The 25,067-nt window shown below is 54.0% G+C and carries 25 protein-coding genes and 2 pseudogenes; 15 read left to right on the plus strand and 12 right to left on the minus strand.

What is annotated here, in order from left to right; genetic code table 11:
• The first annotated feature begins 2 nt into the window (after nt 1-2).
• The 13 genes from pduK (at nt 3) to pduX (ending at nt 10,294) form a co-directional block, all read left to right on the plus strand.
• Nucleotides 3-485: a propanediol utilization microcompartment protein PduK gene (gene pduK, locus J4645_RS08835; RefSeq protein ID WP_001284380.1), complete on the plus strand. Its 483-nt coding sequence runs from the start codon at nt 3-5 to the stop codon at nt 483-485.
• Nucleotides 485-1,117 (plus strand): phosphate propanoyltransferase, encoded by a 633-nt coding sequence (locus tag J4645_RS08840; RefSeq protein ID WP_000356727.1) that lies wholly within the window; start codon nt 485-487, stop codon nt 1,115-1,117. The genes pduK and J4645_RS08840 overlap by 1 nt, the downstream gene beginning before the upstream one ends.
• Complete coding sequence (gene pduM, locus J4645_RS08845) at nt 1,114-1,605, plus strand: propanediol utilization microcompartment protein PduM (RefSeq protein ID WP_023214784.1); 492 nt, start codon at nt 1,114-1,116, stop codon at nt 1,603-1,605. Before J4645_RS08840 ends, pduM begins: the two co-directional genes overlap by 4 nt.
• Nucleotides 1,606-1,608: 3 nt before the next feature.
• Nucleotides 1,609-1,884: a propanediol utilization microcompartment protein PduN gene (gene pduN, locus J4645_RS08850; RefSeq protein WP_000549823.1), complete on the plus strand. Its 276-nt coding sequence runs from the start codon at nt 1,609-1,611 to the stop codon at nt 1,882-1,884.
• A 9-nt stretch (nt 1,885-1,893) separates the two neighbouring features.
• Nucleotides 1,894-2,904, plus strand: a complete 1,011-nt coding sequence (pduO, locus tag J4645_RS08855) for a two-domain cob(I)yrinic acid a,c-diamide adenosyltransferase PduO (protein ID WP_001029486.1) — start codon at nt 1,894-1,896, stop codon at nt 2,902-2,904.
• Nucleotides 2,901-4,295 (plus strand): CoA-acylating propionaldehyde dehydrogenase PduP, encoded by a 1,395-nt coding sequence (gene pduP / locus J4645_RS08860; RefSeq protein WP_001097675.1) that lies wholly within the window; start codon nt 2,901-2,903, stop codon nt 4,293-4,295. Before pduO ends, pduP begins: the two co-directional genes overlap by 4 nt.
• 11 nt (nt 4,296-4,306) lie before the next feature.
• Nucleotides 4,307-5,419, plus strand: a complete 1,113-nt coding sequence (pduQ, locus tag J4645_RS08865) for a 1-propanol dehydrogenase PduQ (protein ID WP_023214785.1) — start codon at nt 4,307-4,309, stop codon at nt 5,417-5,419.
• Nucleotides 5,416-6,771, plus strand: a complete 1,356-nt coding sequence (gene pduS, locus J4645_RS08870; protein ID WP_023214786.1) for a cobalamin reductase PduS — start codon at nt 5,416-5,418, stop codon at nt 6,769-6,771. The genes pduQ and pduS overlap by 4 nt, the downstream gene beginning before the upstream one ends.
• A 2-nt stretch (nt 6,772-6,773) precedes the next feature.
• Nucleotides 6,774-7,328, plus strand: a complete 555-nt coding sequence (pduT, locus tag J4645_RS08875; RefSeq protein ID WP_000075777.1) for a propanediol utilization microcompartment protein PduT — start codon at nt 6,774-6,776, stop codon at nt 7,326-7,328.
• On the plus strand, nt 7,328-7,678 hold the full coding sequence (gene pduU / locus J4645_RS08880; protein ID WP_000441100.1) for a propanediol utilization microcompartment protein PduU: 351 nt from the start codon (nt 7,328-7,330) through the stop codon (nt 7,676-7,678). The genes pduT and pduU overlap by 1 nt, the downstream gene beginning before the upstream one ends.
• 4 nt (nt 7,679-7,682) lie before the next feature.
• On the plus strand, nt 7,683-8,135 hold the full coding sequence (gene pduV, locus J4645_RS08885; protein ID WP_000826270.1) for a propanediol utilization protein PduV: 453 nt from the start codon (nt 7,683-7,685) through the stop codon (nt 8,133-8,135).
• Nucleotides 8,120-9,334: a propanediol utilization propionate kinase PduW gene (gene pduW, locus J4645_RS08890; protein WP_000120646.1), complete on the plus strand. Its 1,215-nt coding sequence runs from the start codon at nt 8,120-8,122 to the stop codon at nt 9,332-9,334. Before pduV ends, pduW begins: the two co-directional genes overlap by 16 nt.
• Nucleotides 9,335-9,427: 93 nt before the next feature.
• Nucleotides 9,428-10,294 carry an L-threonine kinase PduX gene (gene pduX / locus J4645_RS08895; RefSeq protein WP_031607637.1) on the plus strand — a complete coding sequence of 289 codons (867 nt, stop codon included), beginning with the start codon at nt 9,428-9,430 and terminating at the stop codon, nt 10,292-10,294.
• A gap of 33 nt (nt 10,295-10,327) precedes the next feature.
• Here the strand turns inward: pduX and J4645_RS08900 are convergent, their stop codons facing one another.
• The 8 genes and pseudogenes from J4645_RS08900 to J4645_RS08935 form a co-directional block, all read right to left on the minus strand.
• Nucleotides 10,328-10,663, minus strand: a complete 336-nt coding sequence (locus tag J4645_RS08900; protein ID WP_000450405.1) for a DUF496 family protein — start codon at nt 10,661-10,663, stop codon at nt 10,328-10,330.
• A 244-nt stretch (nt 10,664-10,907) separates the two neighbouring features.
• Entirely contained in the window at nt 10,908-11,966 is a 1,059-nt protein-coding gene (locus tag J4645_RS08905; protein WP_023214788.1) for an FUSC family protein, read from the minus strand.
• A 118-nt stretch (nt 11,967-12,084) separates the two neighbouring features.
• The gene (gene sbmC / locus J4645_RS08910; RefSeq protein ID WP_001605986.1) at nt 12,085-12,552 is read right to left on the minus strand and encodes a DNA gyrase inhibitor SbmC; all 468 of its coding nucleotides are present in this window, start codon (nt 12,550-12,552) and stop codon (nt 12,085-12,087) included.
• A gap of 150 nt (nt 12,553-12,702) precedes the next feature.
• On the minus strand, nt 12,703-13,875 hold the full coding sequence (gene dacD, locus J4645_RS08915; RefSeq protein ID WP_000925038.1) for a serine-type D-Ala-D-Ala carboxypeptidase DacD: 1,173 nt from the start codon (nt 13,873-13,875) through the stop codon (nt 12,703-12,705).
• Nucleotides 13,876-13,998: 123 nt separating this feature from the next.
• Nucleotides 13,999-14,763, minus strand: a complete 765-nt coding sequence (phsC, locus tag J4645_RS08920) for a thiosulfate reductase cytochrome B subunit (RefSeq protein WP_001605991.1) — start codon at nt 14,761-14,763, stop codon at nt 13,999-14,001.
• A complete protein-coding gene (gene phsB, locus J4645_RS08925) occupies nt 14,760-15,338 on the minus strand; it encodes a thiosulfate reductase electron transport protein PhsB (RefSeq protein ID WP_001016236.1) in 579 nt (192 codons plus the stop codon). Before phsB ends, phsC begins: the two co-directional genes overlap by 4 nt.
• A gap of 14 nt (nt 15,339-15,352) precedes the next feature.
• Nucleotides 15,353-17,629, minus strand: a complete 2,277-nt coding sequence (gene phsA / locus J4645_RS08930; RefSeq protein ID WP_023214789.1) for a thiosulfate reductase PhsA — start codon at nt 17,627-17,629, stop codon at nt 15,353-15,355.
• 259 nt (nt 17,630-17,888) lie between these two features.
• Nucleotides 17,889-17,988, minus strand: a pseudogene (locus J4645_RS08935) (heavy metal-binding domain-containing protein); the annotation flags it as partial.
• Nucleotides 17,989-18,249: 261 nt separating this feature from the next.
• Between J4645_RS08935 and sopA the strand changes: the two are divergent.
• Complete coding sequence (sopA, locus tag J4645_RS08940; RefSeq protein WP_023215554.1) at nt 18,250-20,598, plus strand: SPI-1 type III secretion system effector HECT-type E3 ubiquitin transferase SopA; 2,349 nt, start codon at nt 18,250-18,252, stop codon at nt 20,596-20,598.
• A gap of 129 nt (nt 20,599-20,727) precedes the next feature.
• Here sopA and J4645_RS22215 read toward each other — a convergent pair.
• Nucleotides 20,728-20,805: pseudogene (locus J4645_RS22215) on the minus strand (hypothetical protein); the annotation flags it as partial.
• Nucleotides 20,806-20,940: 135 nt separating this feature from the next.
• On the opposite strand from J4645_RS22215, the gene sbcB reads away from it, so the two are divergent.
• Entirely contained in the window at nt 20,941-22,371 is a 1,431-nt protein-coding gene (gene sbcB, locus J4645_RS08945; RefSeq protein WP_001528420.1) for an exodeoxyribonuclease I, read from the plus strand.
• A 135-nt stretch (nt 22,372-22,506) separates the two neighbouring features.
• Here sbcB and plaP read toward each other — a convergent pair whose 3' ends face one another.
• The 3 genes from plaP to J4645_RS08960 all read right to left on the minus strand — a co-directional run bounded on the left by plaP (nt 22,507) and on the right by J4645_RS08960 (nt 25,065).
• Nucleotides 22,507-23,865 (minus strand): putrescine/proton symporter PlaP, encoded by a 1,359-nt coding sequence (gene plaP / locus J4645_RS08950; protein WP_001519005.1) that lies wholly within the window; start codon nt 23,863-23,865, stop codon nt 22,507-22,509.
• Nucleotides 23,855-23,917, minus strand: coding sequence for a membrane protein YoeI (gene yoeI / locus J4645_RS08955; RefSeq protein ID WP_096335044.1), 63 nt, complete (start codon nt 23,915-23,917; stop codon nt 23,855-23,857). The genes plaP and yoeI overlap by 11 nt, the downstream gene beginning before the upstream one ends.
• A gap of 233 nt (nt 23,918-24,150) precedes the next feature.
• Entirely contained in the window at nt 24,151-25,065 is a 915-nt protein-coding gene (locus J4645_RS08960; RefSeq protein ID WP_000803316.1) for a LysR family transcriptional regulator, read from the minus strand.
• Between the last annotated feature and the right edge of the window lie 2 nt (nt 25,066-25,067).

Raw genomic sequence — 25,067 nt, forward strand, 5'->3', positions numbered from 1 at the left:
CGATGGCAAATAAGGAGCACCGCGTGAAGCAATCACTGGGATTACTTGAAGTTTGTGGTCTGGCACTGGCTATCAGCTGCGCCGATATCATGGCGAAATCCGCTTCTATCACGCTGCTCGCCCTCGAAAAGACCAATGGTTCAGGCTGGATGGTGATTAAAATTACCGGTGATGTGGCCTCCGTTCAGGCGGCTATCACCACCGGTGCGCATTTCGCCGAACAGCGGAATGGCCTGGTGGCCCACAAGGTTATCGCCAGGCCCGGAGAAGGGATCCTGCTCGCAGAGCCCCCCCCACCCTCCGTCATTGAACCTGAGCCTGAAGCGTCAGAGATAGCTGATGTCGTTTCTGAAGCGACAGCAGAAGAGGCCCCGCAGGAATCAGAACTGGTCAGTTGCAACCTGTGTCTGGATCCAAAATGTCCTCGCCAGAAGGGCGAACCTCGTACGCTTTGCATTCATCCCGGTAAGCGAGGTGAAGCGTAATGGATAAAGAGCTTCTGCAATCAACGGTCAGTAAAGTTCTTGATGAGATGCGCCTGCGGCCTATCCCGCTGGGCGTCTCAAACCGTCATATCCACCTGTCCGCACAGGATTATGAGCGGCTGTTTCCCGGCCATCCCATCAGCGAGAAAAAAGCGCTGCTGCAGCCGGGACAATACGCCGCGGAGCAAACCGTCACCCTAGTGGGACCGAAAGGGCAGCTCAAAAATGTGCGCCTGCTCGGTCCGCTGCGCTCGGTAAGCCAGGTGGAAATTTCGCGTACCGATGCGAGAACGCTGGGGATTGCCGCGCCGCTGAGAATGTCCGGCAACCTGAAGGGGACGCCGGGCATCCGCCTGGTCAGCCCCTTTGCCGAACTGGAGCTACCTTCCGGGGTTATCGTCGCGCAGCGGCATATCCATATGTCGCCGCTTGATGCGCTGATCCTGCGGGTTTCCCACGGCGATAGGGTTTCAGTGGCGATTGAAGGCGACGAGCGCGGGCTGATTTTCAACAACGTGGCGATTCGCGTTTCACCGGACATGCGCCTCGAAATGCACATTGATACCGATGAAGCCAACGCCGCTGGTGCCGATAACCCGCAGGCCTTTGCCCGGCTGGTAGGCCCGCGATGAACGGCGAAACCCTGCAGCGCATTGTCGAGGAGATTGTCTCCCGGCTGCATCGCCGTGCCCAGAGCACGGCGACGCTGAGCGTTACGCAACTTCGCGATGCCGACTGTCCAGCACTGTTCTGTCAGTACGCGTCGCTGCGCATCCTGCTCGTCGACCTGCCGCTGCTGAGTCAGCTTGCGGATGCAGAAACCGACGATGCCGCCGCCCGGAAAATTCACGACGCGCTGGCGTTTGGCATCCGCGTACAGCTCAGCCTGCACAGCCAGCTGCTGCCGGTTATCCCGGTAAAAAAACTGGCTCGTCTGCCGCTGGTATTCACCGACGAGCACGGACTGCCGCTGGTTCTGCATGCGGGTTCGGTGCTGAGCTATCGCGATGTCGCGCTGCTAAGCCGGGGGCGTGTGGTTGTCCACCGCAAATGCATCGTGACCGCCATGGCGCGTGACGCGGCCAATGCGCGGAATATTCAATTAATTAAGCAGGAGTAAATCATGCATCTGGCACGAGTCACGGGCGCGGTTGTCTCCACGCAAAAATCACCTTCTTTGATTGGGAAAAAGCTGCTGCTGGTGCGTCGGGTCAGCGCCGATGGCGAACTCCCCGCCTCGCCTACCTCCGGCGATGAAGTGGCCGTGGACTCCGTCGGCGCAGGCATTGGCGAGCTGGTTTTGCTCAGCGGCGGCTCCAGCGCCAGGCACGTTTTTTCCGGGCCAAATGAGGCCATCGACCTCGCCGTTGTCGGCATTGTAGATACGCTTTCGCGTTAAGGGGCGGTTATGGCGATTTATACCCGAACAGGTGACGCTGGCACCACATCACTGTTTACCGGCCAGCGGGTGAGCAAAACCCACCCGCGGGTTGAAGCCTACGGCACGCTGGATGAGCTGAACGCCGCGCTGAGCCTGTGCGCCTGCGCCGCTGCGGATGAAAATCACCGCACCTTACTCGAGGCCATCCAGCAGCAACTTTTTTGGTTTAGCGCAGAGCTGGCCAGCGACAGCGAGCAGCCGTCGCCCAAACAGCGCTACATCAGCAGCGAAGAGATTTCGGCCCTGGAAGCCGCTATCGATCGGGCAATGGCCCGCGTCGAACCGCTGCACAGCTTTATTTTACCCGGACGCTGCGAAGCCGCGAGCCGCTTACATTTTGCCCGCACGCTGGCGCGCCGCGCCGAACGCCGTCTGGTTGAACTGGCAACTGAAGTCAACGTACGCCAGGTGCTGATGCGCTACATCAACCGCTTATCGGACTGCCTGTACGCCCTGGCCCGCGCGGAAGATAGCGATGCGCACCAGGCCAACATCATCCGTGAAGTTAGCAAGCGCTATCTGGCTGCCAGCCAGCCGACCCGCAGCAAGGAGACAACGCCCGTGGCCCTCTCATTCCACGATCTGCACCAGCTCACCCGCGCCGCCGTTGAACGCGCGCAGCAACTGCAGGTTCCGGTAGTCGTCAGCATCGTTGACGCGCACGGCACGGAAACTGTGACCTGGCGGATGCCGGACGCCCTGCTGGTCAGCAGCGAACTGGCGCCGAAAAAGGCCTGGACCGCAGTGGCGATGAAAACGGCGACCCATGAGCTGAGCGATGTTGTTCAGCCGGGCGCGGCGCTTTATGGCCTGGAAAGTCATTTACAGGGAAAAGTGGTCACCTTTGGCGGCGGTTACGCCCTGTGGCGCGACGGCATATTAATTGGGGGTCTTGGCATCAGCGGCGGCAGCGTTGAGCAGGACATGGACATAGCACAGACCGCCATCGCGGCTATTAACGTGGGAACTCATCAATGAATACTTCTGAACTCGAAACCCTGATTCGCACCATTCTTAGCGAGCAATTAACCACGCCGGCGCAAACGCCGGCCCAGCCTCAGGGCAAAGGGATTTTCCAGTCCGTGAGCGAGGCCATCGACGCCGCGCACCAGGCGTTCTTACGTTATCAGCAGTGCCCGCTAAAAACCCGCAGCGCCATTATCAGCGCGATGCGTCAGGAGCTGACGCCGCTACTGGCAACCCTGGCGGAAGAGAGCGCCAATGAAACGGGGATGGGCAACAAAGAAGATAAATTCCTCAAGAACAAGGCTGCGCTGGACAACACGCCGGGCGTAGAAGATCTCACCACCACCGCGCTGACCGGTGACGGCGGCATGGTGCTCTTTGAATACTCGCCGTTTGGCGTCATCGGTTCGGTCGCCCCAAGCACCAACCCGACGGAAACCATCATCAATAACAGCATCAGCATGTTGGCGGCGGGCAATAGTATTTACTTTAGCCCGCATCCGGGAGCGAAAAAGGTCTCTCTGAAGCTGATTAGCCTGATTGAAGAGATTGCCTTCCGTTGCTGCGGCATCCGCAATCTGGTGGTGACCGTGGCTGAACCGACTTTCGAAGCGACCCAGCAGATGATGGCCCACCCGCGAATCGCAGTACTGGCCATTACCGGCGGCCCGGGCATTGTGGCAATGGGCATGAAGAGCGGTAAGAAGGTGATTGGCGCTGGCGCGGGTAACCCGCCCTGCATCGTCGATGAAACGGCAGACCTGGTGAAAGCGGCGGAAGATATCATTAACGGCGCGTCATTCGATTACAACCTGCCCTGCATTGCCGAAAAGAGCCTGATCGTAGTGGAGAGCGTCGCCGAGCGTCTGGTGCAGCAAATGCAAACCTTCGGCGCGCTGCTGCTAAGCCCTGCCGATACCGACAAACTCCGCGCCGTCTGCCTGCCTGAAGGCCAGGCGAATAAAAAACTGGTCGGCAAGAGCCCATCGGCCATGCTGGAAGCCGCCGGGATCGCTGTCCCTGCAAAAGCGCCGCGTCTGCTGATTGCCGTTGTCAATGCCGACGATACGTGGGTCACCAGCGAACAGTTGATGCCGATGCTGCCGGTGGTAAAAGTCAGCGATTTCGATAGCGCGCTGGCGCTGGCCCTGAAGGTTGAAGAGGGGCTACATCATACCGCCATTATGCACTCGCAGAACGTGTCGCGCCTGAACCTCGCGGCCCGCACGCTGCAAACCTCGATATTCGTCAAAAACGGCCCCTCTTATGCCGGGATCGGCGTCGGCGGCGAAGGCTTTACCACCTTCACTATCGCCACGCCAACCGGTGAAGGGACCACGTCAGCGCGTACTTTTGCCCGCTCCCGGCGCTGCGTACTGACCAACGGCTTTTCTATTCGCTAACCGAGGTCGCGATGAATACCTTCTCACTACAAACGCGGTTGTACAGCGGTCAGGGCAGCCTGGCGGTGCTCAAGCGCTTTACCAATAAGCACATCTGGATAATCTGCGATGGTTTTCTGGCGCGCTCTCCGCTGCTGGATACGCTGCGTAACGCGCTGCCCGCAGATAACCGCATCAGCGTCTTTAGCGAGATAACGCCGGACCCCACCATCCATACCGTGGTGCAGGGCATTGCGCAAATGCAGGCCCTGCAACCGCAGGTGGTGATCGGTTTTGGCGGCGGCTCGGCAATGGACGCGGCAAAAGCGATTGTCTGGTTTAGCCAGCAAAGCGGCATCAATATCGAAACTTGCGTGGCGATCCCGACCACCAGCGGCACCGGCTCGGAAGTGACCAGCGCCTGCGTAATTAGCGACCCGGATAAAGGCATCAAGTATCCGCTGTTCAATAATGCGCTGTATCCGGATATGGCGATCCTCGACCCGGAGCTGGTGGTCAGCGTACCGCCGCAGATTACCGCCCACACCGGCATGGACGTGCTGACCCACGCCCTGGAAGCGTGGGTGTCACCGCACGCCAGCGACTTTACCGACGCGCTGGCGGAAAAAGCCGCCAAACTGGTGTTCCAGTATCTGCCCACGGCGGTGGAAAAAGGCGACTGCGTGGCGACGCGCGGGAAAATGCACAATGCCTCAACGCTCGCCGGGATGGCCTTCAGCCAGGCGGGGCTGGGGCTTAACCACGCGATAGCCCACCAGCTTGGCGGACAGTTTCATCTGCCGCACGGGCTGGCCAATGCGCTGCTGCTCACGGCGGTGATCCGTTTTAACGCCGGAGTTCCACGCGCCGCCAAACGCTACGCGCGGATGGCCAAAGCCTGCGGTTTTTGCCCGGCAGAAGCCAATGATATCGCGGCAATCAATGCGCTGATTCAGCAAATCGAACTGCTTAAGCAACGCTGCGCCCTTCCCTCACTGGCCGTTGCGCTTAAAGAAGGAAGATCCGACTTTTCCGCACGCATTCCGGCGATGGTGCAGGCTGCGCTGGCTGACGTTACGCTGCGCACTAACCCGCGCCCGGCCAATGCCGAAGCCATTCGGGAACTGCTGGAGGAACTGCTATGAGTACCGCCGTCAACGTCGTTGAAATGTCTTATAGCGCTGATGAAATTCGCGAGCGCGTCCGCGCAGCGGGCGTTGTCGGCGCGGGCGGCGCAGGTTTTCCCGCTCACGTCAAACTACAGGCGCAGGTAGAGATTTTTCTGGTGAACGCCGCCGAGTGTGAACCGATGCTCAAAGTTGACCAGCAACTGATGTGGCAGCAGGCCGCGCGTCTTGTTCGCGGCGTGCAGTACGCGATGACGGCAACCGGCGCGCGCGAAGGGGTGATAGCCCTGAAAGAAAAATACCGCCGGGCCATCGACGCGCTCACCCCGCAGCTGCCAGCCGGTATCCGCCTGCATATCCTGCCGGATGTTTATCCTGCGGGCGATGAGGTGCTGACTATCTGGATGGCAACCGGCCGCCGGGTCGCCCCGGCTGCGCTACCGGCCAGCGTCGGCGTGGTCGTCAATAACGTGCAAACGGTGCTGAATATTGCCCGGGCGGTCGAGCAGCAGTTTCCGGTCACTCGTCGCACGTTGACCGTAAACGGCGCGGTCGCCAGACCGTTGACCGTTACCGTTCCTGTCGGCATGTCACTGCATGAAGTGCTGGCGCTGGCGGGCGGCGCAACGGTCGACGACCCTGGTTTTATTAACGGCGGCCCGATGATGGGTGGCCTGATTACCTCTCTTGATAACCCGGTGACGAAAACTACCGGCGGCCTGCTGGTGCTCCCCAAAAGCCATCCGCTTATCCAGCGGAGAATGCAGGACGAGCGCACGGTGCTTTCCGTCGCGCGCACCGTCTGCGAGCAGTGCCGACTGTGTACCGATCTCTGCCCACGGCATCTGATCGGCCACGAACTCTCCCCGCACCTGCTGGTGCGGGCGTTGAACTTTCACCAGGCCGCCACGCCGCAGTTGCTGCTGAGCGCCCTTACCTGCTCGGAATGCAACGTTTGCGAAAGCGTGGCCTGCCCGGTGGGGATCTCGCCGATGCGCATCAACCGCATGTTAAAACGCGAGCTGCGGGCGCAAAACCAGCGCTACGTAGGGCCGCTGAACCCGGCCGACGAGATGGCGAAATATCGCCTGGTGCCGGTGAAGCGGCTGATCGCCAAACTGGGACTAAGTCCCTGGTACCAGGAGGCACCGCTGGTGGAAGAAGAGCCGTCAGTAGAAACAGTCACTTTGCAGCTGCGCCAGCATATTGGTGCCAGCGCAGTACCGACTGTTGCCGTCGGCGAGCGCGTGACGCGCGGACAGTGCGTTGCCGATGTCCCGCCTGGCGCGCTCGGCACCCCCATTCACGCCAGCATCGACGGCATTGTTTCGGCCATCAGCGAACAGGCCATCACGGTTGTAAGAGGTTAACCATGTCTCAGGCTATAGGAATTTTAGAACTCACCAGCATCGCCAAAGGGATGGAACTCGGCGATGCGATGCTGAAAAGCGCCAACGTTAATCTGCTGGTCAGTAAGACCATCTGTCCGGGGAAGTTTTTGCTGATGCTCGGCGGCGATATCGGCGCTATCCAGCAGGCCATTGAAACCGGTACGTCCCAGGCCGGCGAAATGCTCGTCGACAGCCTGGTGCTGGCAAATATTCATCCCAGCGTACTTCCGGCCATCAGCGGCCTGAACAGCGTCGATAAGCGCCAGGCGGTAGGTATCGTCGAAACCTGGAGCGTAGCGGCCTGCATTAGCGCCGCAGACCGGGCGGTGAAAGGCTCAAACGTCACCCTGGTGCGGGTGCATATGGCCTTCGGCATCGGCGGTAAATGCTACATGGTGGTGGCGGGCGACGTTTCTGATGTCAACAACGCCGTGACGGTTGCCAGCGAAAGCGCGGGCGAAAAAGGGTTGCTGGTTTACCGCTCGGTGATCCCGCGCCCGCATGAAGCCATGTGGCGACAGATGGTGGAGGGATAATGGAAAGACAGCCAACAACGGATCGCATGATTCAGGAGTACGTTCCCGGGAAACAGGTCACCCTCGCGCACCTGATTGCCAATCCGGGGAAAGATCTCTTTAAGAAGCTGGGCCTGCCGGATGCGGTTTCCGCGATTGGCATCCTTACCATCACGCCGAGCGAAGCATCGATTATCGCCTGCGATATCGCCACTAAATCCGGCGCGGTGGAAATTGGTTTTCTCGATCGCTTTACCGGTGCCGTAGTGCTGACCGGCGACGTTTCCGCCGTCGAGTATGCCCTCAAGCAGGTAACGCGCACGCTGGGCGAAATGATGCAGTTCACCACCTGTTCGATCACCCGGACGTAACGTCATGAAGCGTTTGATGTTTATCGGCCCCAGCCAATGCGGGAAAACCTCGCTGACCCAAAGCCTGCGCGGCGAAGCGCTCCATTATAAGAAAACTCAGGCCATTGAATGGTCTCCGATGGCTATCGATACGCCGGGCGAATATCTGGAGAACCGCTGCCTGTATAGCGCCCTGCTAACCAGCGCCTGCGAGGCCGACGTCATCGCGCTGGTGCTGAATGCCGACGCCCAGTGGTCGCCCTTTTCTCCGGGTTTTACCGCCCCGATGAACCGCCCGACGATTGGCCTTGTCACCAAAGCCGATCTCGCTGACCCGCAGCGTATTTCGCTTATCGCACAATGGCTTACGCAGGCTGGCGCCCGGCAGATTTTTATTACCAGCGCGCTGAATAACTCGGGTCTCGACGCCGTGCTGGATTTTCTGAATTCGAAGGAACCTTTATGTCTTACAAAATAATGGCCATTAACGCCGGCAGCTCATCGTTAAAATTCCAGCTGCTGGAGATGCCGCAGGGCGACATGCTCTGCCAGGGGCTGATTGAGCGTATCGGTATGGCGGATGCGCAGGTGACAATTAAGACGCACAGCCAAAAATGGCAGGAAACCGTCCCCGTTGCCGATCATCGCGATGCGGTAACGCTGCTTCTGGAAAAGCTGCTGGGTTATCAAATCATTAACAGTCTGCGGGACATTGACGGGGTGGGCCATCGTGTGGCGCACGGCGGTGAGTTTTTTAAAGACTCGACGCTGGTCACGGATGAAACGTTAGCGCAAATCGAACGTCTTGCTGAACTGGCCCCGCTTCACAACCCGGTAAACGCGTTGGGTATTCACGTTTTTCGTCAACTGTTGCCTGATGCCCCTTCCGTAGCCGTGTTTGATACGGCATTTCACCAGACGCTGGATGAACCCGCCTATATTTACCCGCTTCCCTGGCATTATTACGCTGAACTGGGGATTCGCCGTTATGGCTTTCATGGCACCAGCCATAAGTATGTCAGCGGCGTTCTGGCTGAAAAGCTGGGCGTACCACTCAGCGCATTACGGGTGATTTGTTGTCATCTTGGAAACGGTAGCAGCATTTGCGCTATCAAGAACGGGCGTTCGGTCAATACGTCGATGGGCTTTACGCCGCAGTCAGGCGTGATGATGGGCACCCGTAGCGGAGATATTGATCCCTCTATTCTGCCGTGGATAGCCCAGCGCGAAAACAAAACGCCGCAACAGTTGAATCAGTTATTAAATAATGAGTCAGGCTTGCTGGGCGTTTCTGGCGTGTCGTCTGATTACCGCGATGTCGAACAGGCAGCCAATACCGGTAACCGGCAGGCTAAACTCGCTCTCACTCTGTTTGCCGAACGCATTCGCGCCACCATCGGCAGCTATATTATGCAAATGGGAGGACTGGATGCGCTGGTATTCACTGGGGGCATTGGCGAGAACTCAGCGCGCGCCAGATCGGCGGTGTGCCATAATTTGCAATTTTTGGGCTTAGCCGTTGATGAAGAGAAAAATCAGCGTAATGCGACATTTATCCAGACGGAGAACGCCCTGGTGAAAGTCGCCGTCATCAACACCAACGAAGAGTTAATGATCGCACAAGACGTTATGCGCGTTGCGCTACCTGCCACGGAAGGGCTTTGTGTACCAGCCTGAGAGGGTTATACGACGCATTGCGGCAAGTCATGGTAATAACGCTTTTACCATGACACTATGCGCGCACACTATTTGTACCTGAAAGGTGATAACGTGGCTGTTGCGCAATGCCCCGCCTCATGCGGGGAACTTATCCAGGGATGGATTCTGGGCAGTGAGAAACTGATCTCCTGCCCTGTTGACTGGTACAGCACCGTAGCAGTCACGGCTGCGCCGCCGCTGGTAAACGAGCGCCCATTGTCGCGGGCGATGGTGGAGCGCGTTTTGGCGCACTGGCAGTATCCTGCGCACTGGAGTAACGAGATTCGCGTCGATGTGCGTTCGTCAATTCCTGTTGCCAAAGGCATGGCCAGCAGCACCGCAGATATTGCCGCTACGGCAGTGGCAACGGCGCATCATCTTGACCATTCGCTGGATGAAACCACCCTTGCACAGCTTTGCGTCTCAATCGAACCCACTGATAGCACCGTTTTTCATCAGTTAACGCTGTTTGATCATAATAATGCGGCCACGCAAATCGCCTGCGAGCCACCGCCGCCAATCGATTTGCTGGTACTGGAAAGCCCGGTCACACTGCGCACGCAAGATTACCACCGTCTCCCTCGCCAGCAGAAATTAATAGCAAGTTCAGCAACCTTGCAGCAGGCCTGGAATCTGGTGCAGGAAGCCTGTATAACGCAAAATCCGCTCCGACTGGGTGAGGCGGCAACGCTTAGCGCTATCGCCAGCCAGACGCTGTTACCTAAGCCGGGCTTTACCGCCCTGCTGTCGCTGGTCGAAGAGTGTGATTTATACGGATTGAACGTGGCGCATAGCGGTAGCGTGGTGGGTCTGATGCTGGACCGGAAACGTCATGATATTGCGCGTCTGAAAGGTAAGCTGGCAGAGAAAAAACTTACCCGACACTGGCCAAAACAACATTTACTCAAGATGGTCACAGGCGGGGTCAAACTGCAGTGAGAGCCTGATATACGCTCTCACTGCCGTAGCGCATTATTCGGCTTTTACATCGGCGTGTTTCATTTCGCCCATCGCTTTCAGCTTTTTGGAAATGTCGCGACGCTCTTTGGAGATTTCGGCATTTTTAATGATGTAGTCATCAACACGATCTTCATAGTCGCTTTTCATACTGGCGATGATACCCTGAATCGCCTCAACGCTCATACCTGGCTTGATGTAGTCGCTCAGGTTGTCCAGCAGCAGCACACGCTTCTGGTTGTCACGGATCTTCTTCTCAATGTCCTGAATTTCACGTTGCAGTTTATTTTTGCGACGGAACAGACGAACAAACTCCAGCACGTCCTGGAAAGAAGGCTTGGTTGTTTCCATTTTTACACCCCTGATAATGTGAGATTCGGATTCGTTAAGCAACTGCTAGTGGATAAACATTACGTTTATCCCCGTCATACTTCAAGCCGCCAGAGGAAACACCGTTACGTCGCCGTCTGGGGAAACCTGAAGGTTCGGGGATAAAATCGTTGCCAGTAGCACTCATTTTATCCTTATATTAGTATCATACTCTTAATCTTTGCTGAATCGAAGCAGCAACAAATTCATTCACCCCATCTGCTTTTTATTTGCGCAAAGCCCGGCAGATCAAATGCGAAAGCAGTTCCAACTGTCGGGCCGTTTCCATACTTAGCCAAACATAGCCGTGGATGGGGGTTTCAGCCACCGCGTCGCCCTGCTGCTCGTTCATTAGCTGCCGCAACTCGGCAGCAATATCATTCAGTTTACCGGTGTTTGCCAGTACCGGCTGCGGGTTACCTTCAAACAACACGTGGGTGATCGTTAACAAGGTTTGCTGCGTCATCTGCTGGGTTTCACGCAATGTGTGCGCGTTAAGCATCACAAAATGGCTGGCGCGCGTCGCCCAGTGGGCGTTGATTTGTAATTCAAGCATACAAACCAGATTGCGGTTGATGGTCTGAATGGCCTCGAAAATAGATTTTTGTATCCGGGTTTCTTTACTGGCGGGCGTTATCAGCCCGCGCATTTTGACGACATCGTTCAGCAACCGTTGCAAATGTTTATCCAACCGGGGGCGCTCCAGCAAATTCGGCGACAGCGCTGCCTGATACACCCGATTATACGTCGTGACGCAATGCGCCAGTTGGATGCGCCAGTGCAAAAAGGCGCGCTGGGGCCAGATGCCGGTAAACAACATCGCCAGTAGCGACCCCAAAATCACATCCCCGCCACGCCATAATGCCGTATTCATATCACCAGCGGGAGCGCCGACAACAACGGCGAGCGTTATGCCTATCAGTAGCGCCTGATACGGTTTTTTCCCTAATGCCAGCCAGCCGCACAAAAACATCGCTATCGCACACCACACCAGCATCAGTGGTAAGGAAAAGAGCTCCAGGCGTAGCGCCACCAACCCTAACGCCGCGCCCAGGATCGTACCGCCTATGCGCTCAAAAGCACGAGGCACTACATTTCCCCAGAATGAGATGGGCCCCATAATCACCACTAACGTGATTAGCGGCCATGTGCCCTCGGGAATAGAAAACAGACGAACCAGCAGAAAGGTAAGAATGAACGCCAGGGCGATACGTATGCCATGCACGATGCGATAATGACGGTACAACCGTATTTCAAAAGGGCTTAATGACTTATCGGCACGCACGCTTGCGCTCCTTACGGGAATGGCAAAAAATGCATTGTACCTGCTTTATAGCAAAAATAGCGCACTGGCGGACGGAACACATTATCCGTCCGCTCTTTTCAGACAGGAAACCAGTCGATCACTTCCGCTGTACCGGAATATACATTTCAATATCCCAGTATCCATCTTCCATACCGTTATTCAGATAGGTTTCAAAACAGGGCGCAGAGGCTATCTGATAAGCGCTATCCTGCTCCAGGACGTCAAAAAACCGTTCCCACGGCTTCGCAAAGTCACGGTCTTCCACTCGCGCGACAGCAGTGGCATATTCGCCGCCTTCAATGGCGGTCACGATTACGCCTTCACTATTGTCCGGCAGGATGAAATGCTCTGCCACGGACACCACGGTATCGCAGCGGAGTTTTTCTGCAGGTACGACATCTGGATTGTCGTAATAGACGGCAATCCATTCAACTGGCACGATCCGCTGTCGATCCACCCACGTCATCAGTTGTTCAAAACCCTGCTTCACGGTGTGTTCCCATGGACCGACCATGTGGAAACCGGCTATCTTACGTTTTTGCTCCTGCCTGATTTCGTAATCCATGCTGCCTCCGTCACTTTACTATACTGTATGAATGTACAGTATAATTACAGCATCTTACGGTCACAAGGACAGCGTGATCATTTTGTGAGCAACCTCGCAATCCCGCCCTTTTGACACCTCAGATGACGGTGAACGGTGTGTGACAACGGCTTACGCTTTATGCTGAAAATAGTCGCTCAGACGAGAGAACATACCGCCTTTACCCACCGATTCCAGAGTGACCAGCGGCCACTGAGCGATCAGTTTATCCCGATCGTAGAGCTCTATTTCACCTACCTGTTGATGAGCGGCGATTGGCGCCTCCAGCTCTTTTCTATCCAGCACATATTTTGCTTTGATATGCGGAATTTCCGCTTTAGGCAGCGCCATCCAGAAATCCTGTTCCGTACCCAGCGCAATCTTTTCTTTGTCTCCATACCAGATTCGCTCGCTGCCCACTTTTTTACCGCTGTGCAAAATCTGCACCGTCGCAAAGTTTTGCAGGCCCCACTGCAACAGTTTTCGCGCCTGTTCTTCACGGCCTTTCGAACTTTTCGCTCCCATCACAACAGCGATAAGTCGACGCTGCCCGTCCACCGCCGATGCGATAAGATTAAATCCCGCCCCCGATGTGTGTCCGGTTTTAAGCCCATCGATATGCATGGTCTTATCCCATAACAAGCCGTTACGGTTCTGCTGCGTGATGCCGTTCCAGGTCAGGCTTTTCTCGCTGTACATGTGATAAAATTCAGGTTCGCCGTGAATAATCGCCCGGGAGAGTACGGCCAGATCATACGCGGAGCTATGTTGTCCCGGCGCATCCAGACCGTGGACGGTTTCAAAATGGGTATCCTGCAAATTGAGTTTTTTCACATAGCTGTTCATCATCGCCACAAACTGCGGCTGCCCGCCCGCGATATAATCCGCCAGCGCCACACAGGCATCGTTACCGGAATCCACGATTAAGCCACGGCTTAAATCACGCACCGACACGCGATCCCCTTCTTTTAAAAACATCAACGAGGAGCCGACAAACACCGGATTATCCTTCGCCCAGGCGTCGCGCCCAACGGTGACGATATCGTCAGGGCTGATACGATGACTATCGATGGCGCGATCGACGACGTAGCCCGTCATTAGCTTGGTAAGGCTGGCGGGATTACGTTGCTGGTGTTCATTACCGGCGGTAAGAACCTGTCCCGTAGTGTAATCCATCAACACCCAGGCGCCTGCATCAATGGCTGGCGGTTGGGGAGCAAAACTTACGGCATCGGCCGCAAGCGCAGGAGAAAGGTGCATCGCGAATAAAGAAGCGGCAATAAACAAACGGCGTTTCAACAGCATGTCCTCAGGATGGTCTCTATTTGCCGTTCTTTTTACGGAAGTTCAGTTAAACAAACATGGATAAATTGCAAGAAAATGTGACACAAGGCACATTTTCTTGCTGACTTTATTTTATGGATACGCTCAGACGGCGGACTTATCCCCGCGCGGCGCGGTACGATGACGATGATAGCCGTCAACCATGCTACGGAAAATTTGTCCCGGCGTGTCGCCAAGAGTACACAGATAGAGATGCGCGCAAATAAACAGTAAGCCGATGATAGCAAGCGCCATATGCAGCACCAGCATCACAGGGCCCAGACCCGCAACCTGCGGATAGAGACACAGCAAACCGGTGATGATTAACAGCGGTACCAGCGCGTACATAATCGCCAGATATGCCAGTTGTTGCAGTGGATTGAACTTACTCTGCTCTGTTGCCGCGAACGGATGCGCTTCCCCTTTCATGATGCCAAAAAGGTAAAAACGCGTCTGGCGTATGCAGCGCGTCACCAGTCCGGAAAAATTTACCCGATAGTGACGCCCGTTACCTGTGGTGAGGTTGATCAGCACAAACCCGCCCCAGAAAGCCAGTAAGGCAAAACCACACCAGGTATGCACTTGTACCATTAGCGCTACAGGGCCGAGAGAAAAATGACCAAATAAACCGCTTAACAGTAATAAAACAAACAGTAACGCATTTCCCCAATGCCAACGGCGAATCGCCAGCGAGTAGAGATAGTCACGATGCTCTTCGCCGCCCGCCGTTTTTGGCGCCAGCATCCGGCGCAATAACGCATGGATAACCAGCCCAACAAGCATGAGCAGCACCACGACGCCTGCGTAAATTAACCACAGCGGCCAATAATCTGGCGCATAATGTAGTTCCGCTCCCCAGATAGTATTCATGCTTTACCCTCCTGATGGACTTCTTTACGACGGTACAGACTGACCGCGCCGCTACGCGCTTCCTGCTGGCGATAGACCTCTTTCTGACCGACCCAGCGCTGGATCTCGCTCTCATCCAGTCTGCCGAATTTCAGCGCGTCCGTTGGGCAAACGGATACGCACGCCGGAGACTGGCCAGCCGCCAACCGCGTGTCGGCACAGAAGTTACACTTGTCGGCGACGCCGGTTTGCGGATTCAAATAGCGCACATGGAAAGGACACGCGGCAACACAATAATCGCAGCCAATACAGCGCGATTTATCCACCTGCACGATCCCGTTTTCATCACGATATGACGCTCCGGTAGGACAAACGCTGACACATGGCGCATTTTCACAGTGCTGACAGGAGACGCGGACAAATTGAAAATGGGTTAGTGCGTTGGATGCCTGTTCAGGGGCGCGAATTTGTACCTGTACGCGGCTAAATCCCTCCGGTACGTCATTAAGCACTTTGCAGGCAACGGTACACGCCTGGCAGCCGATACAACGTTTTTCATCATGCAGCATGACGTACTGATTCGTTAAATGATTCATGGTTCCCTCCTCCCTCATGCCCGGCTCAGTGTCACGCCTGCGGTATGCACTACCGTACCGGATACCGGACTCGTCACGTGCGGCAGTAAATTGCCACAGTGGATACCGTGTGTCGTCGCCGCCGTTTTGGCCCCAGCTTTAGCGCCAAATCCCATATAGACAAAAAGCGTGTCCGGGCGGATTCCGGGCGTCACCAGCGCCTTACCTTTCTCTTTACCCGTAGCATTTTCCAGCCAGATCGCATCGCCGGTCTTAATGCCTTTTTCTTGCGCCGTTTGCGGATGGACCCAGACCGCGTTATCCCACATTAGCTCGCTGAGTAAAGGTACGTACTGCGTCGCGCCATTGGTATGCACGGCCACTTTGCCCTGAATGAAGTAAAGCTCATTCTCTTTTTTAAGCGCAAAGTCACGAACGCGCGGAACGCCGTAGCCTGGGAGCAATTCCTCCAGGGTTGCGGAATAAAGTTCGATTTTGCCGGAGGGCGATTTGAAGCGAAGCTGTTCGCCATAGGTGTTGTCGCTGTCCGTCGCGATAGCGCCGGGGTAACGCGCCGTAAACTGGCGAACGGATTCTGGTTCGCGTAATAGCAGCGGAACGCCCCATTCGAGATACCCTTTCTGTCGCAGTTCCTTCGCTAAAGCATGGTCGCCGTTCAATTGATAGAGTTGGCGCGTCTGCATATCCTGCCACGGATAGTACTGCCCTAATCCCAACTGCTCGCCAAGTTCTTTCCAGATTTGCCAACTCGGACGCGCCTCGCCAATCGGCTCTACGACCTGTTGGCGCAGAGCGTAAGCCGGGTGCAGTCCCGACATATCCGATACCTCTTCGTCCCGTTCGAGATAAGTGCATTCCGGCAGCAGATAGTCGGCATACGCCGCGCTCTCGCTCAAATAGACATCGCAGCTAACCACCAGATCCAGTTGCTCAACGGTTTTTACCAGGTCCGAACGACAGGTGACGGTCTGGAAAGGATTATGCCGCGACATAATCCACGCCTTTACCGGGTAAGGCTTCTGGGTTAACACCGCGTCAATAATGCTTTGCACCACGCCGCCGCCAGCGGCGATATATTTAAACTGCGGTGCGACCAAATCGATTCGTTGCGCCGTCGGTTTCGGCATATTTTTAATGTTGAGTTTCGCCAGCGTTGGCGCGACCTTTTCTCCGGCCAGTTTGTTGTAAACCGACGCGTTTTTTTTCTGATATAGCCCGCCTTCACGCTCAATATTACCGAGCAGTACATTAAGCGTAAAAATCATACGCCGCATATCGATCTCTTCCTGCGAGAACGTCGCGCGATGACCAGGACTGACAATAGCGTGAGGCGCGCAGGCGGCCAGTTCGCGTGTCACCCGGACAATGACGTCGGCCGGGACATCAGCCTGCGCGGCGGCCCATTCCGGCGTCGTCTCTTTTACCGCCTGTGCTAACTGTTCAAATCCGCTGGTATAACGCTCAACAAAAGACGCATCGTAGAGCTGTTCATCAATCATGACGTGGCACATCGCCAGCAGAACCGCTAAATCTCCCCCGGGACGAATAGCGTGCCACTCATCCGCCTTGCTGGAAAATATCGACAGACGCGGATCGAAGCTCACCATTTTGGCCCCCTTCTCCTGCGCGGTCATTAACTCATGGGTATCGGCAACTTCAATCCCTTCATACAAATTGTGGCCAAACGAAACCAGATAGCGCGTGTTAGCGATATCCATCGCCAGATCGCCGCCCATCATCACTTTTGCCGCAATGGCTTTCCCGGCAGGGCATGTTGAGGCGTGAGTAAAGGTATTAGGCGAACCAAAGGCCGTAGCCAGATGGAAAAGATGGCTGGAGAGCGAACCCGATTTGGAAGAGAAAGCCACGCTCTCGGGGCCATGCTGCGCTTTGATGGCATTCATTTTCGCCGCGATTTCCTGGTAAGCCTGTTGCCAGCTAATCACCTGCCATTCACCGTCGCCGCGTGGCCCGGTGCGTTTCATAGGTTTTACAATCCGTTGCGGGTCATTGACCAGGCTGACGCCGCTCCCGCCCCTGGCGCATATGCGCGTCCCCTGCTGCGGCGCAGAAGGATTGCCCTGGATAAAAACGGTCTTGTTATTGACTACCTGCGCCTGAATAGGGCAACGAAAGGAACACATTTCGCACAAGCTTGGCGTTAGCGTGGTTTTACCGTTAATGCCGGCAATCGGGTTGCGCGCCAGCGCCCCGGGCGGAAAAGCGCCCAGCGCGCAGGCAGAGCAGCCGATGCCTACCCCCTGCAAAAAAGAACGACGACTAATGCTCATATAACCTCCTGTTATTAGATATAGCTGAAGATTATATTTAATTTGTATTATGAAATGTCGGCTTCAATCACAATTTGAAATAGTTGTTAAAATGAACACGCCAACACGATAAAACCTTTTGTTTTATAAAAATTTTATATTTTCTGAACACGCACATGGACTGTCATTGAATAATCAGCAGAATTATCAAACAACCCACTGTTAATTATAAAAATGATACAACTCCAATAACACGTAATAATATTTTAAAAAAAACGATTAGTTCCTGAAAAGCGATTTCGCGCGGCTTTTCGCAGTTCTTTCTCATACGCGCCGGACCGTCCGCCGACGATATCCCGAATGCCGGCGAAAAAACGCTGATTGAGCATCAAAGCGGGTTTACTTTTGCGCACTTATAGGCTTCATTACCCGACCCGCTCTCTTATGCATGGATTTTTCCGCAGATACGTCAGCATCCCACAATACGGTGACATGATGGCAGGATGGACACTTTCTGAAAGAAACATGCCAGATAACATGGTGAATTGTGATCTCCATCGCCATACCGACATATGAAACTTACTTCTAAGGCGTTAAAAATCCAGACCGTTTTTCCATAATGATGTTGATAAGGAATTCTAATGAAAATATCATCAGGCACAATTAATTTTTCTACTATTCCTAACCAGGTTAAAAAATTAATTACCTCTATTCGTGAACATACGAAAAACGGGCTCGCCTCAAAAATAACCAGTGTTAAAAACACGCATACATCTTTAAATGAAAAATTTAAAACAGGAAAGGACTCACCGATTGAGTTCACGTTACCACAAAAAATAAAAGACTTCTTTCAGCCGAAAGATAAAAACACCTTAAACAAAACATTGATTACTGTTAAAAATATTAAAGATACAAATAATACAGGTAAGAAAAATATTTCAGAAGAAGATGCCTCAAAAATGACTGCAGCATTAATGCGCAAGCATATTGCAAATCAATCACGTGATTATAATTACAGAGTGACAGGTGCGGCCCCGCTCCCCGGTGGAGTCTCTGTATCAGCCAATAACAGGCCAACGGTTTCTGAAGGTAGAACACCACCAGTATCCCCCTCCCTCTCACTTCAGGCTACGTCTTCCCCGTCATCACCTGCCGACTGGGCTAAGAAACTCACGGATGCAGTTTTACGACAGCAAGCCGGAGAACCCCTTACGACCGCAGATCGCGATTTTTCAAACGCAGATTTCCGTAATATTAAATTCAGCAAAATATTGCCCCCCAACTTCATGAAGCGAGACGGCGATATTATCAAGGGGTTCAACTTTTCAAATTCAAAATTTACTTATTCTGATATATCTCATTTACATTTTGACGAATGCCGATTCACTTATTCGACACTGAATGATGTAGTCTGCAGTAATACGAAATTTAGTAATTCAGACATGAATGAAGTGTCTTTACTGTATTCAATTACTACACAACAACAGCCCTCTTTTATTAATACAACATTAAAAAATACGCTTATACCTCACAAAGCCAACCTCTCCGACGTTATTTTAAATGAACCGGATAATTTATTACCTCCGTCAATGTCAGGGGGCGGAAATTTTATTCGTCTAGGTGATATCTGGCTGCAAATGCCACTCCTTTGGACTGAGAACGCTGTGGATGGATTTTTAAATCATGAACATAATAATGGTAAAAGTATTCTGATGACCATTAACAACCTGCCCGATAAATACAGACAGGAAAAAGTCCGGGCAATGGAAGATCTGGTAAAGTCATTTCGGAGTGGCCGCTTAACAGAGGCACGTATCCGGCCAGTTGAAAGCTCGCTGGTGAGCGTACTGGCCCACCCCCCCTATACGCAAAGTGCGCTTATCAGCGAGTGGATCAGGCCTGTTCAGGAACGTTTTTTTGCCCACCAGTGCCAGACCTATAATGACGTTCCCCTGCCGGCTCCTGACACATATTATCAGCAGCGCATACTGCCTGTGTTGCTGGATTCGTTTGACAGGAACAGCGCCGCCATGACCACTCACAGCGGACTCTTTAATCAGGTGATTTTACACTGTATGACAGGCGTGGACTGCACTGATGGCATCCGCCAGAAAGCTGCAGCGCTTTATGAACAGTATCTTGCTCACCCGGCGGTGTCTCCCCACATCCATAATGGGCTCTTCGGCAATTATGACGGCAGCCCGGACTGGACAACCCGCGCGGCAGATAATTTCCTGCTGCTTTCCTCCCAGGATTCAGACACGGCGATGATGCTCTCCACTGACACGCTGTTAACAATGCTAAACCCTACTCCTGACACTGCATGGGACAACTTTTACCTGCTGCGAGCCGGAGAGAACGTTTCCACCGCGCAAATCTCTCCGGTAGAGTTATTCCGTCATGACTTTCCGGTGTTTCTCGCCGCATTTAATCAGCAGGCCGTGCAGCGACGCTTTGGGGAACTGATTGATATCATCCTCAGCACTGAAGAGCACGGGGAGCTGAACCAGCAGTTTATTGCCGCCACGAACCAGAAACATTCCACCGTGAAGTTGATTGATGATGCCTCAGTGTCGCGTCTGAACACCATTTTTGACCCCCTGTTTCCTGAAGGCAAACTCAGCCCGGCACACTACCAGCACATCCTCAGTGCTTATCACCTGACTGACGCCACCCCACAGAAGCAGGCGGAAACCCTGTTCTGTCTCAGTACCGCATTCGCACGCTATTCCTCCAGCGCCATTTTCGGCACTGAGCATGACTCTCCGCCGGCCCTGAGAGGCTATGCGGAGGCGCTGATGCAGAAAGCCTGGGAGCTGTCTCCGGCGATCTTCCCGTCCAGCGAACAGTTTACCGACTGGTCCGACCGTTTTCACGGCCTCCATGGCGCCTTTACCTGTACCAGCGTTGTGGCGGATAGTATGCAACGTCATGCCAGAAAATATTTCCCGAGTGTTCTGTCATCCATCCTGCCACTGGCCTGGGCGTAGTCCAGCCTTAACCCGTATGGAATTAAGGGACACAGCGTTGTGTCCCTCTGTAAATAGACCCGTTTTAGTCCATGCATTTTTTGAGATCCCGGCCAGATTGACCCTGGCCTAAATTCCATACAGTACTAAATCGGAATCAGTAATTTCAGATGAACCGGAATATGGTTTACCATAGAGGGAGCGTAGCTTAGTGTCGCTGATGGTCATTTTAGTATTTTGTACTCACCATCGCATGTACGAACATTAGCAACAATATCAATTGGTGTACAAATACAATCAATCAACGACAAAATAAAAGAATAAAATATTTCATATACATATAACATCAGGCGTGTACATCAAGTGACAGTTAAAAACGACAGCATACAGAGCACATTCCTCTTCCACGATTACGAAACCTTCGGTACGCATCCGGCCCTCGACAGACCTGCGCAATTCGCCGCGCTCCGTACGGATAACGACTTCAACGTTATTGGCGAGCCGGAGGTGTTTTATTGCAAACCCGCCGATGATTATCTACCGCAGCCCGGCGCAGTGCTGATTACCGGCATCACGCCGCAGGAAGCGCGTGAGAAAGGAGAAAACGAAGCCGCTTTCGCCAGACGCATTCATGCGCTGTTTACCGTTCCTAAAACCTGCGTTGTGGGTTACAACAATGTGCGTTTTGATGATGAAGTCACGCGCAATATTTTTTATCGCAACTTTTACGATCCCTATGCCTGGAGCTGGCAGCATGATAATTCACGTTGGGATCTATTGGATGTCATGCGCGCCTGTTATGCGCTGCGCCCGGAGGGAATTAACTGGCCGGAAAACGACGACGGCCTGCCCAGCTTTCGTCTGGAACATTTAACCCAGGCGAACGGGATCGAACACAGCAACGCGCATGATGCGATGGCGGATGTCTACGCCACTATTGCGATGGCGCAACTGGTGAAAACACGCCAGCCGCGGCTGTTTGATTATCTTTATAGCCACCGCAGTAAACATAAACTGGCGGCGCTGATTGACGTTCCGCAAATGAAGCCGCTGGTGCATGTCTCCGGCATGTTTGGCGCGTGGCGCGGTAATACAAGCTGGGTCGCGCCGCTGGCGTGGCATCCTGAAAACCGTAACGCGGTGATCATGGTCGATTTAGCAGGCGATATTTCTCCTCTTCTTGAGCTGGACAGCGACACCCTTCGCGAGCGGCTTTATACGGCCAAAGCCGATCTTGGCGATCACGTCGCAGTGCCGGTAAAGCTGGTGCATATCAATAAATGTCCGGTACTGGCGCAGGCGAATACCTTGCGCCCGGAGGATGCCGACCGGCTGGGAATTAACCGCCAGCACTGCCTGGATAACCTGAAAGTGTTGCGTGAAAACCCGCAGGTCCGCGACAAAGTGGTGGCGATTTTTGCCGAAACCGAACCTTTTGCCGCCTCGGATAACGTTGATGCCCAGCTCTATGATGGTTTTTTCAGCGATGCCGATCGCGCAGCCATGAAAATCGTACTCGAAACCGAGCCGCGTAACCTGCCCGCGCTGGATATTACCTTTGTCGATAAGCGCATTGAGAAGCTACTGTTTAATTACCGCGCGCGCAATTTTCCCGGTACGCTGGATGACGCAGAGCAGCAGCGCTGGCTGGAGCATCGCCGTCAGGTGCTGACGCCGGAGTTTTTACAACAGTATGCCAACGAATTGCAGATGCTTTCTCAGCAGTATGCGGAAGATAAAACGAAGCTGGGGCTGCTGAAATCACTGTGGCAGTACGCAACTGAGATTGTGTAATTGACCAATGCCTGACGGGCATTGTTAATCCAGAGCGGATAAATAGTGACGCCGCCATCCGGTAAACATGCTGGATGACAAACAAAAAACCGGAGGCACTGCCTCCGGTTTTACTATTACCAATAATACGCGCGATTACGCGACGTCTTCGTACTGTGGAACCGGGTTGCGGAAGCTTTTAGTTACGCACGCCAGATAAATCAGCCCGATACCCGCCCAGATCAGGCCCAGTACCATTGAGCTCTCTTCCAGGTTAACCCACAACGCACCAACCGTGAGCGCACCGCACATAGGCAGGAACAGATACTGGAAGTGATCTTTCAACGTTTTATTACGCTTCTCACGGATCCAGAACTGCGAAATCACCGACAGGTTAACGAAGGTAAACGCGACCAGCGCACCAAAGTTAATCAGCGCCGTCGCCATCACCAGGTCAAAATTAATCGCCAGCAGCGCGATCGCCCCGACCAGGATGATGTTCATCGCTGGCGTACGCCATTTCGGATGAACGTAACCGAAGAAGCTTTTCGGGAATACGCCGTCACGCCCCATTACGTACATCAGGCGCGCTACGCCTGCATGCGCCGCCATACCGGAAGCCAGCACGGTGATAGTAGAGAAGATCAGCGCGCCCACCTGGAAGGTTTTACCCGCCACGTACAGCATGATTTCCGGCTGAGACGCATCCGGATCTTTAAAGCGAGAGATATCCGGGAAGTACAATTGCAGGAAATAGGTCGCAAAGATGAAGATCAGGCCGCCAATCAGCGCGGTCAGGAAAATCGCACGCGGGATCACGCGCTCAGCATCTTTGGTCTCTTCCGACAGGTTACTGATGCCGTCAAAGCCGGTAAAGGAGAAGCACAGGATCGTCGCTCCCGTAATCATCGGGATAACGTGCGCATCGCCGGACCAGAACGGACGGGTGCTCGCCAGCGTACCGGCGCCTTCGCCTTCAAATACGCCATAAACCACCATGCCCAGAATGACCGCAATCAGCACCACCTGTAGCACTACAATCACGGTGTTGAAGTTAGCGACCGATTTGAGGCTGCGCAGGTTAAAGGCCGTCATAAAGGCCACCAGCGCCACGACAAACACCCATGACGGAATGGAGGGCACCAGCGCTTCAAAATAAATTTTCGCCAACAGAATGTTGATCATCGGCGCGAACAGATAATCGAGCAGAGAAGACCAACCCACCATAAAGCCAACGGTCGGGCTGATGGATTTCTGGGCGTAGGTGTACGCCGAACCCGCGGAAGGGTAGCGACGCACCAGTTTCCCGTAGCTCAACGCCGTAAACAGAATCGCGATTAACGCGAATGCATACGCCGTCGGTACGTGACCGTCAGTGAGGCCTGAAACGATACCAAATGTATCGAACAGCGTCATCGGCTGCATATAGGCAAGACCCATCATTACAACCGGAACTAACGTAAGCGTTTTACGTAATTCCACGCGAGAGGTGTTTGGAGTAACGTTATGCGACATGGTCATTCTCCTTTACGGCGAATGCCGTCGCGTAAGCAAAAAATTGCCCCATTTTCTGGATTCCTCAGCGACAACAACTGTCGATTTTTAAGTAAGTATCTATCCGGTACGAAGCCCGGCCTCTTGGTATTGAATGATGTGTTTGAAGCAAAAAAATAACCGACGCGTATTAAAACGTCGGTTAGTGTCATTTTTTGCAAGCGGCGTATTCTGCCCTAAATTGAAGTGAAATGACAAGAGAATGCGAGCGCGTTCAAAAAATTATTTTTCATAAGCGATTGATTTTTAAACCGGCGATTTTGCATACACCCCAGCAATAGCATTATTTGCTAAAATTTCATCCCGCCACCAGCCGCTGGCCAGCCCGGCGGTCTGTTCATTCCAGCCAACCCACACCGGTTCATAGACGATTTGCGCTACAACTTTCTTCTCTATAAGCGCGCCGCTTTCCAAAAATCGCTGCGCCAGATAACGCGGTAAATAGCCGCATCCCAGGCCGCTAATTTGCAGCTCCAGCTTGGTTTTAAAATCAAACACGGTAATCGCTTCCTGAGCGTCGAGCAGTTCAGACCCTATTGATCGCGAGGAATGGACGCTATCGCCAACCACAATCGCGCGAAAACGTTTGATCGTCTGGCGGCTAAGCGGTTCCTCTTCATGAACCAGCGGATGATGCGGAGCGACAGCAAACACCAGTTCAAGATCGCCCAGTCTTGCAAAGCCAAAGCCGGTGTCAGGCGGCGGCGCGCGCATGGCGCCAACGATGATATCCGCCCTTCCCTGCGTCAGCGTCTCCCATGAACCGCCGAGAACGCCATTGACAAATTTAAGGCGCGTCACGCTGTGGCGTTGATAAAAAGCGTCGATAAGCGGGGCCAGAAGAGAAAAGGGAAAGGTATCATCCACACCGATGACCAGTTCGTTCTCCCAGCCTTCATGCAGTTTAATCGCCTGCTTTTCCAGCTCGCGAACGGTGTGCAACACTTCACGGCCTTTTTCCAGTAGCATCTTACCGGTTCGCGTAAATCGCGCGCGGTGCCCGCTACGGTCGAGCAGTTGGATATTAAGATCGTTTTCCAGCTTATGAACGGTATAACTGAGGGCGGACGGCGTTTTAAATAATTTTGCCGACGCCGCCGCGAAGCTGCCTTCTTTTTCTAACGCATCAAGAATAATCAGAACGTCCAGCAGTGGTTTCATAC

The sequence above is a fragment of the Salmonella sp. 32082101201600294FB01SM01 genome (genome assembly GCF_017572865.1).
In the GTDB taxonomy this organism is placed as follows: Bacteria; Pseudomonadota; Gammaproteobacteria; order Enterobacterales; family Enterobacteriaceae; genus Salmonella; species Salmonella enterica.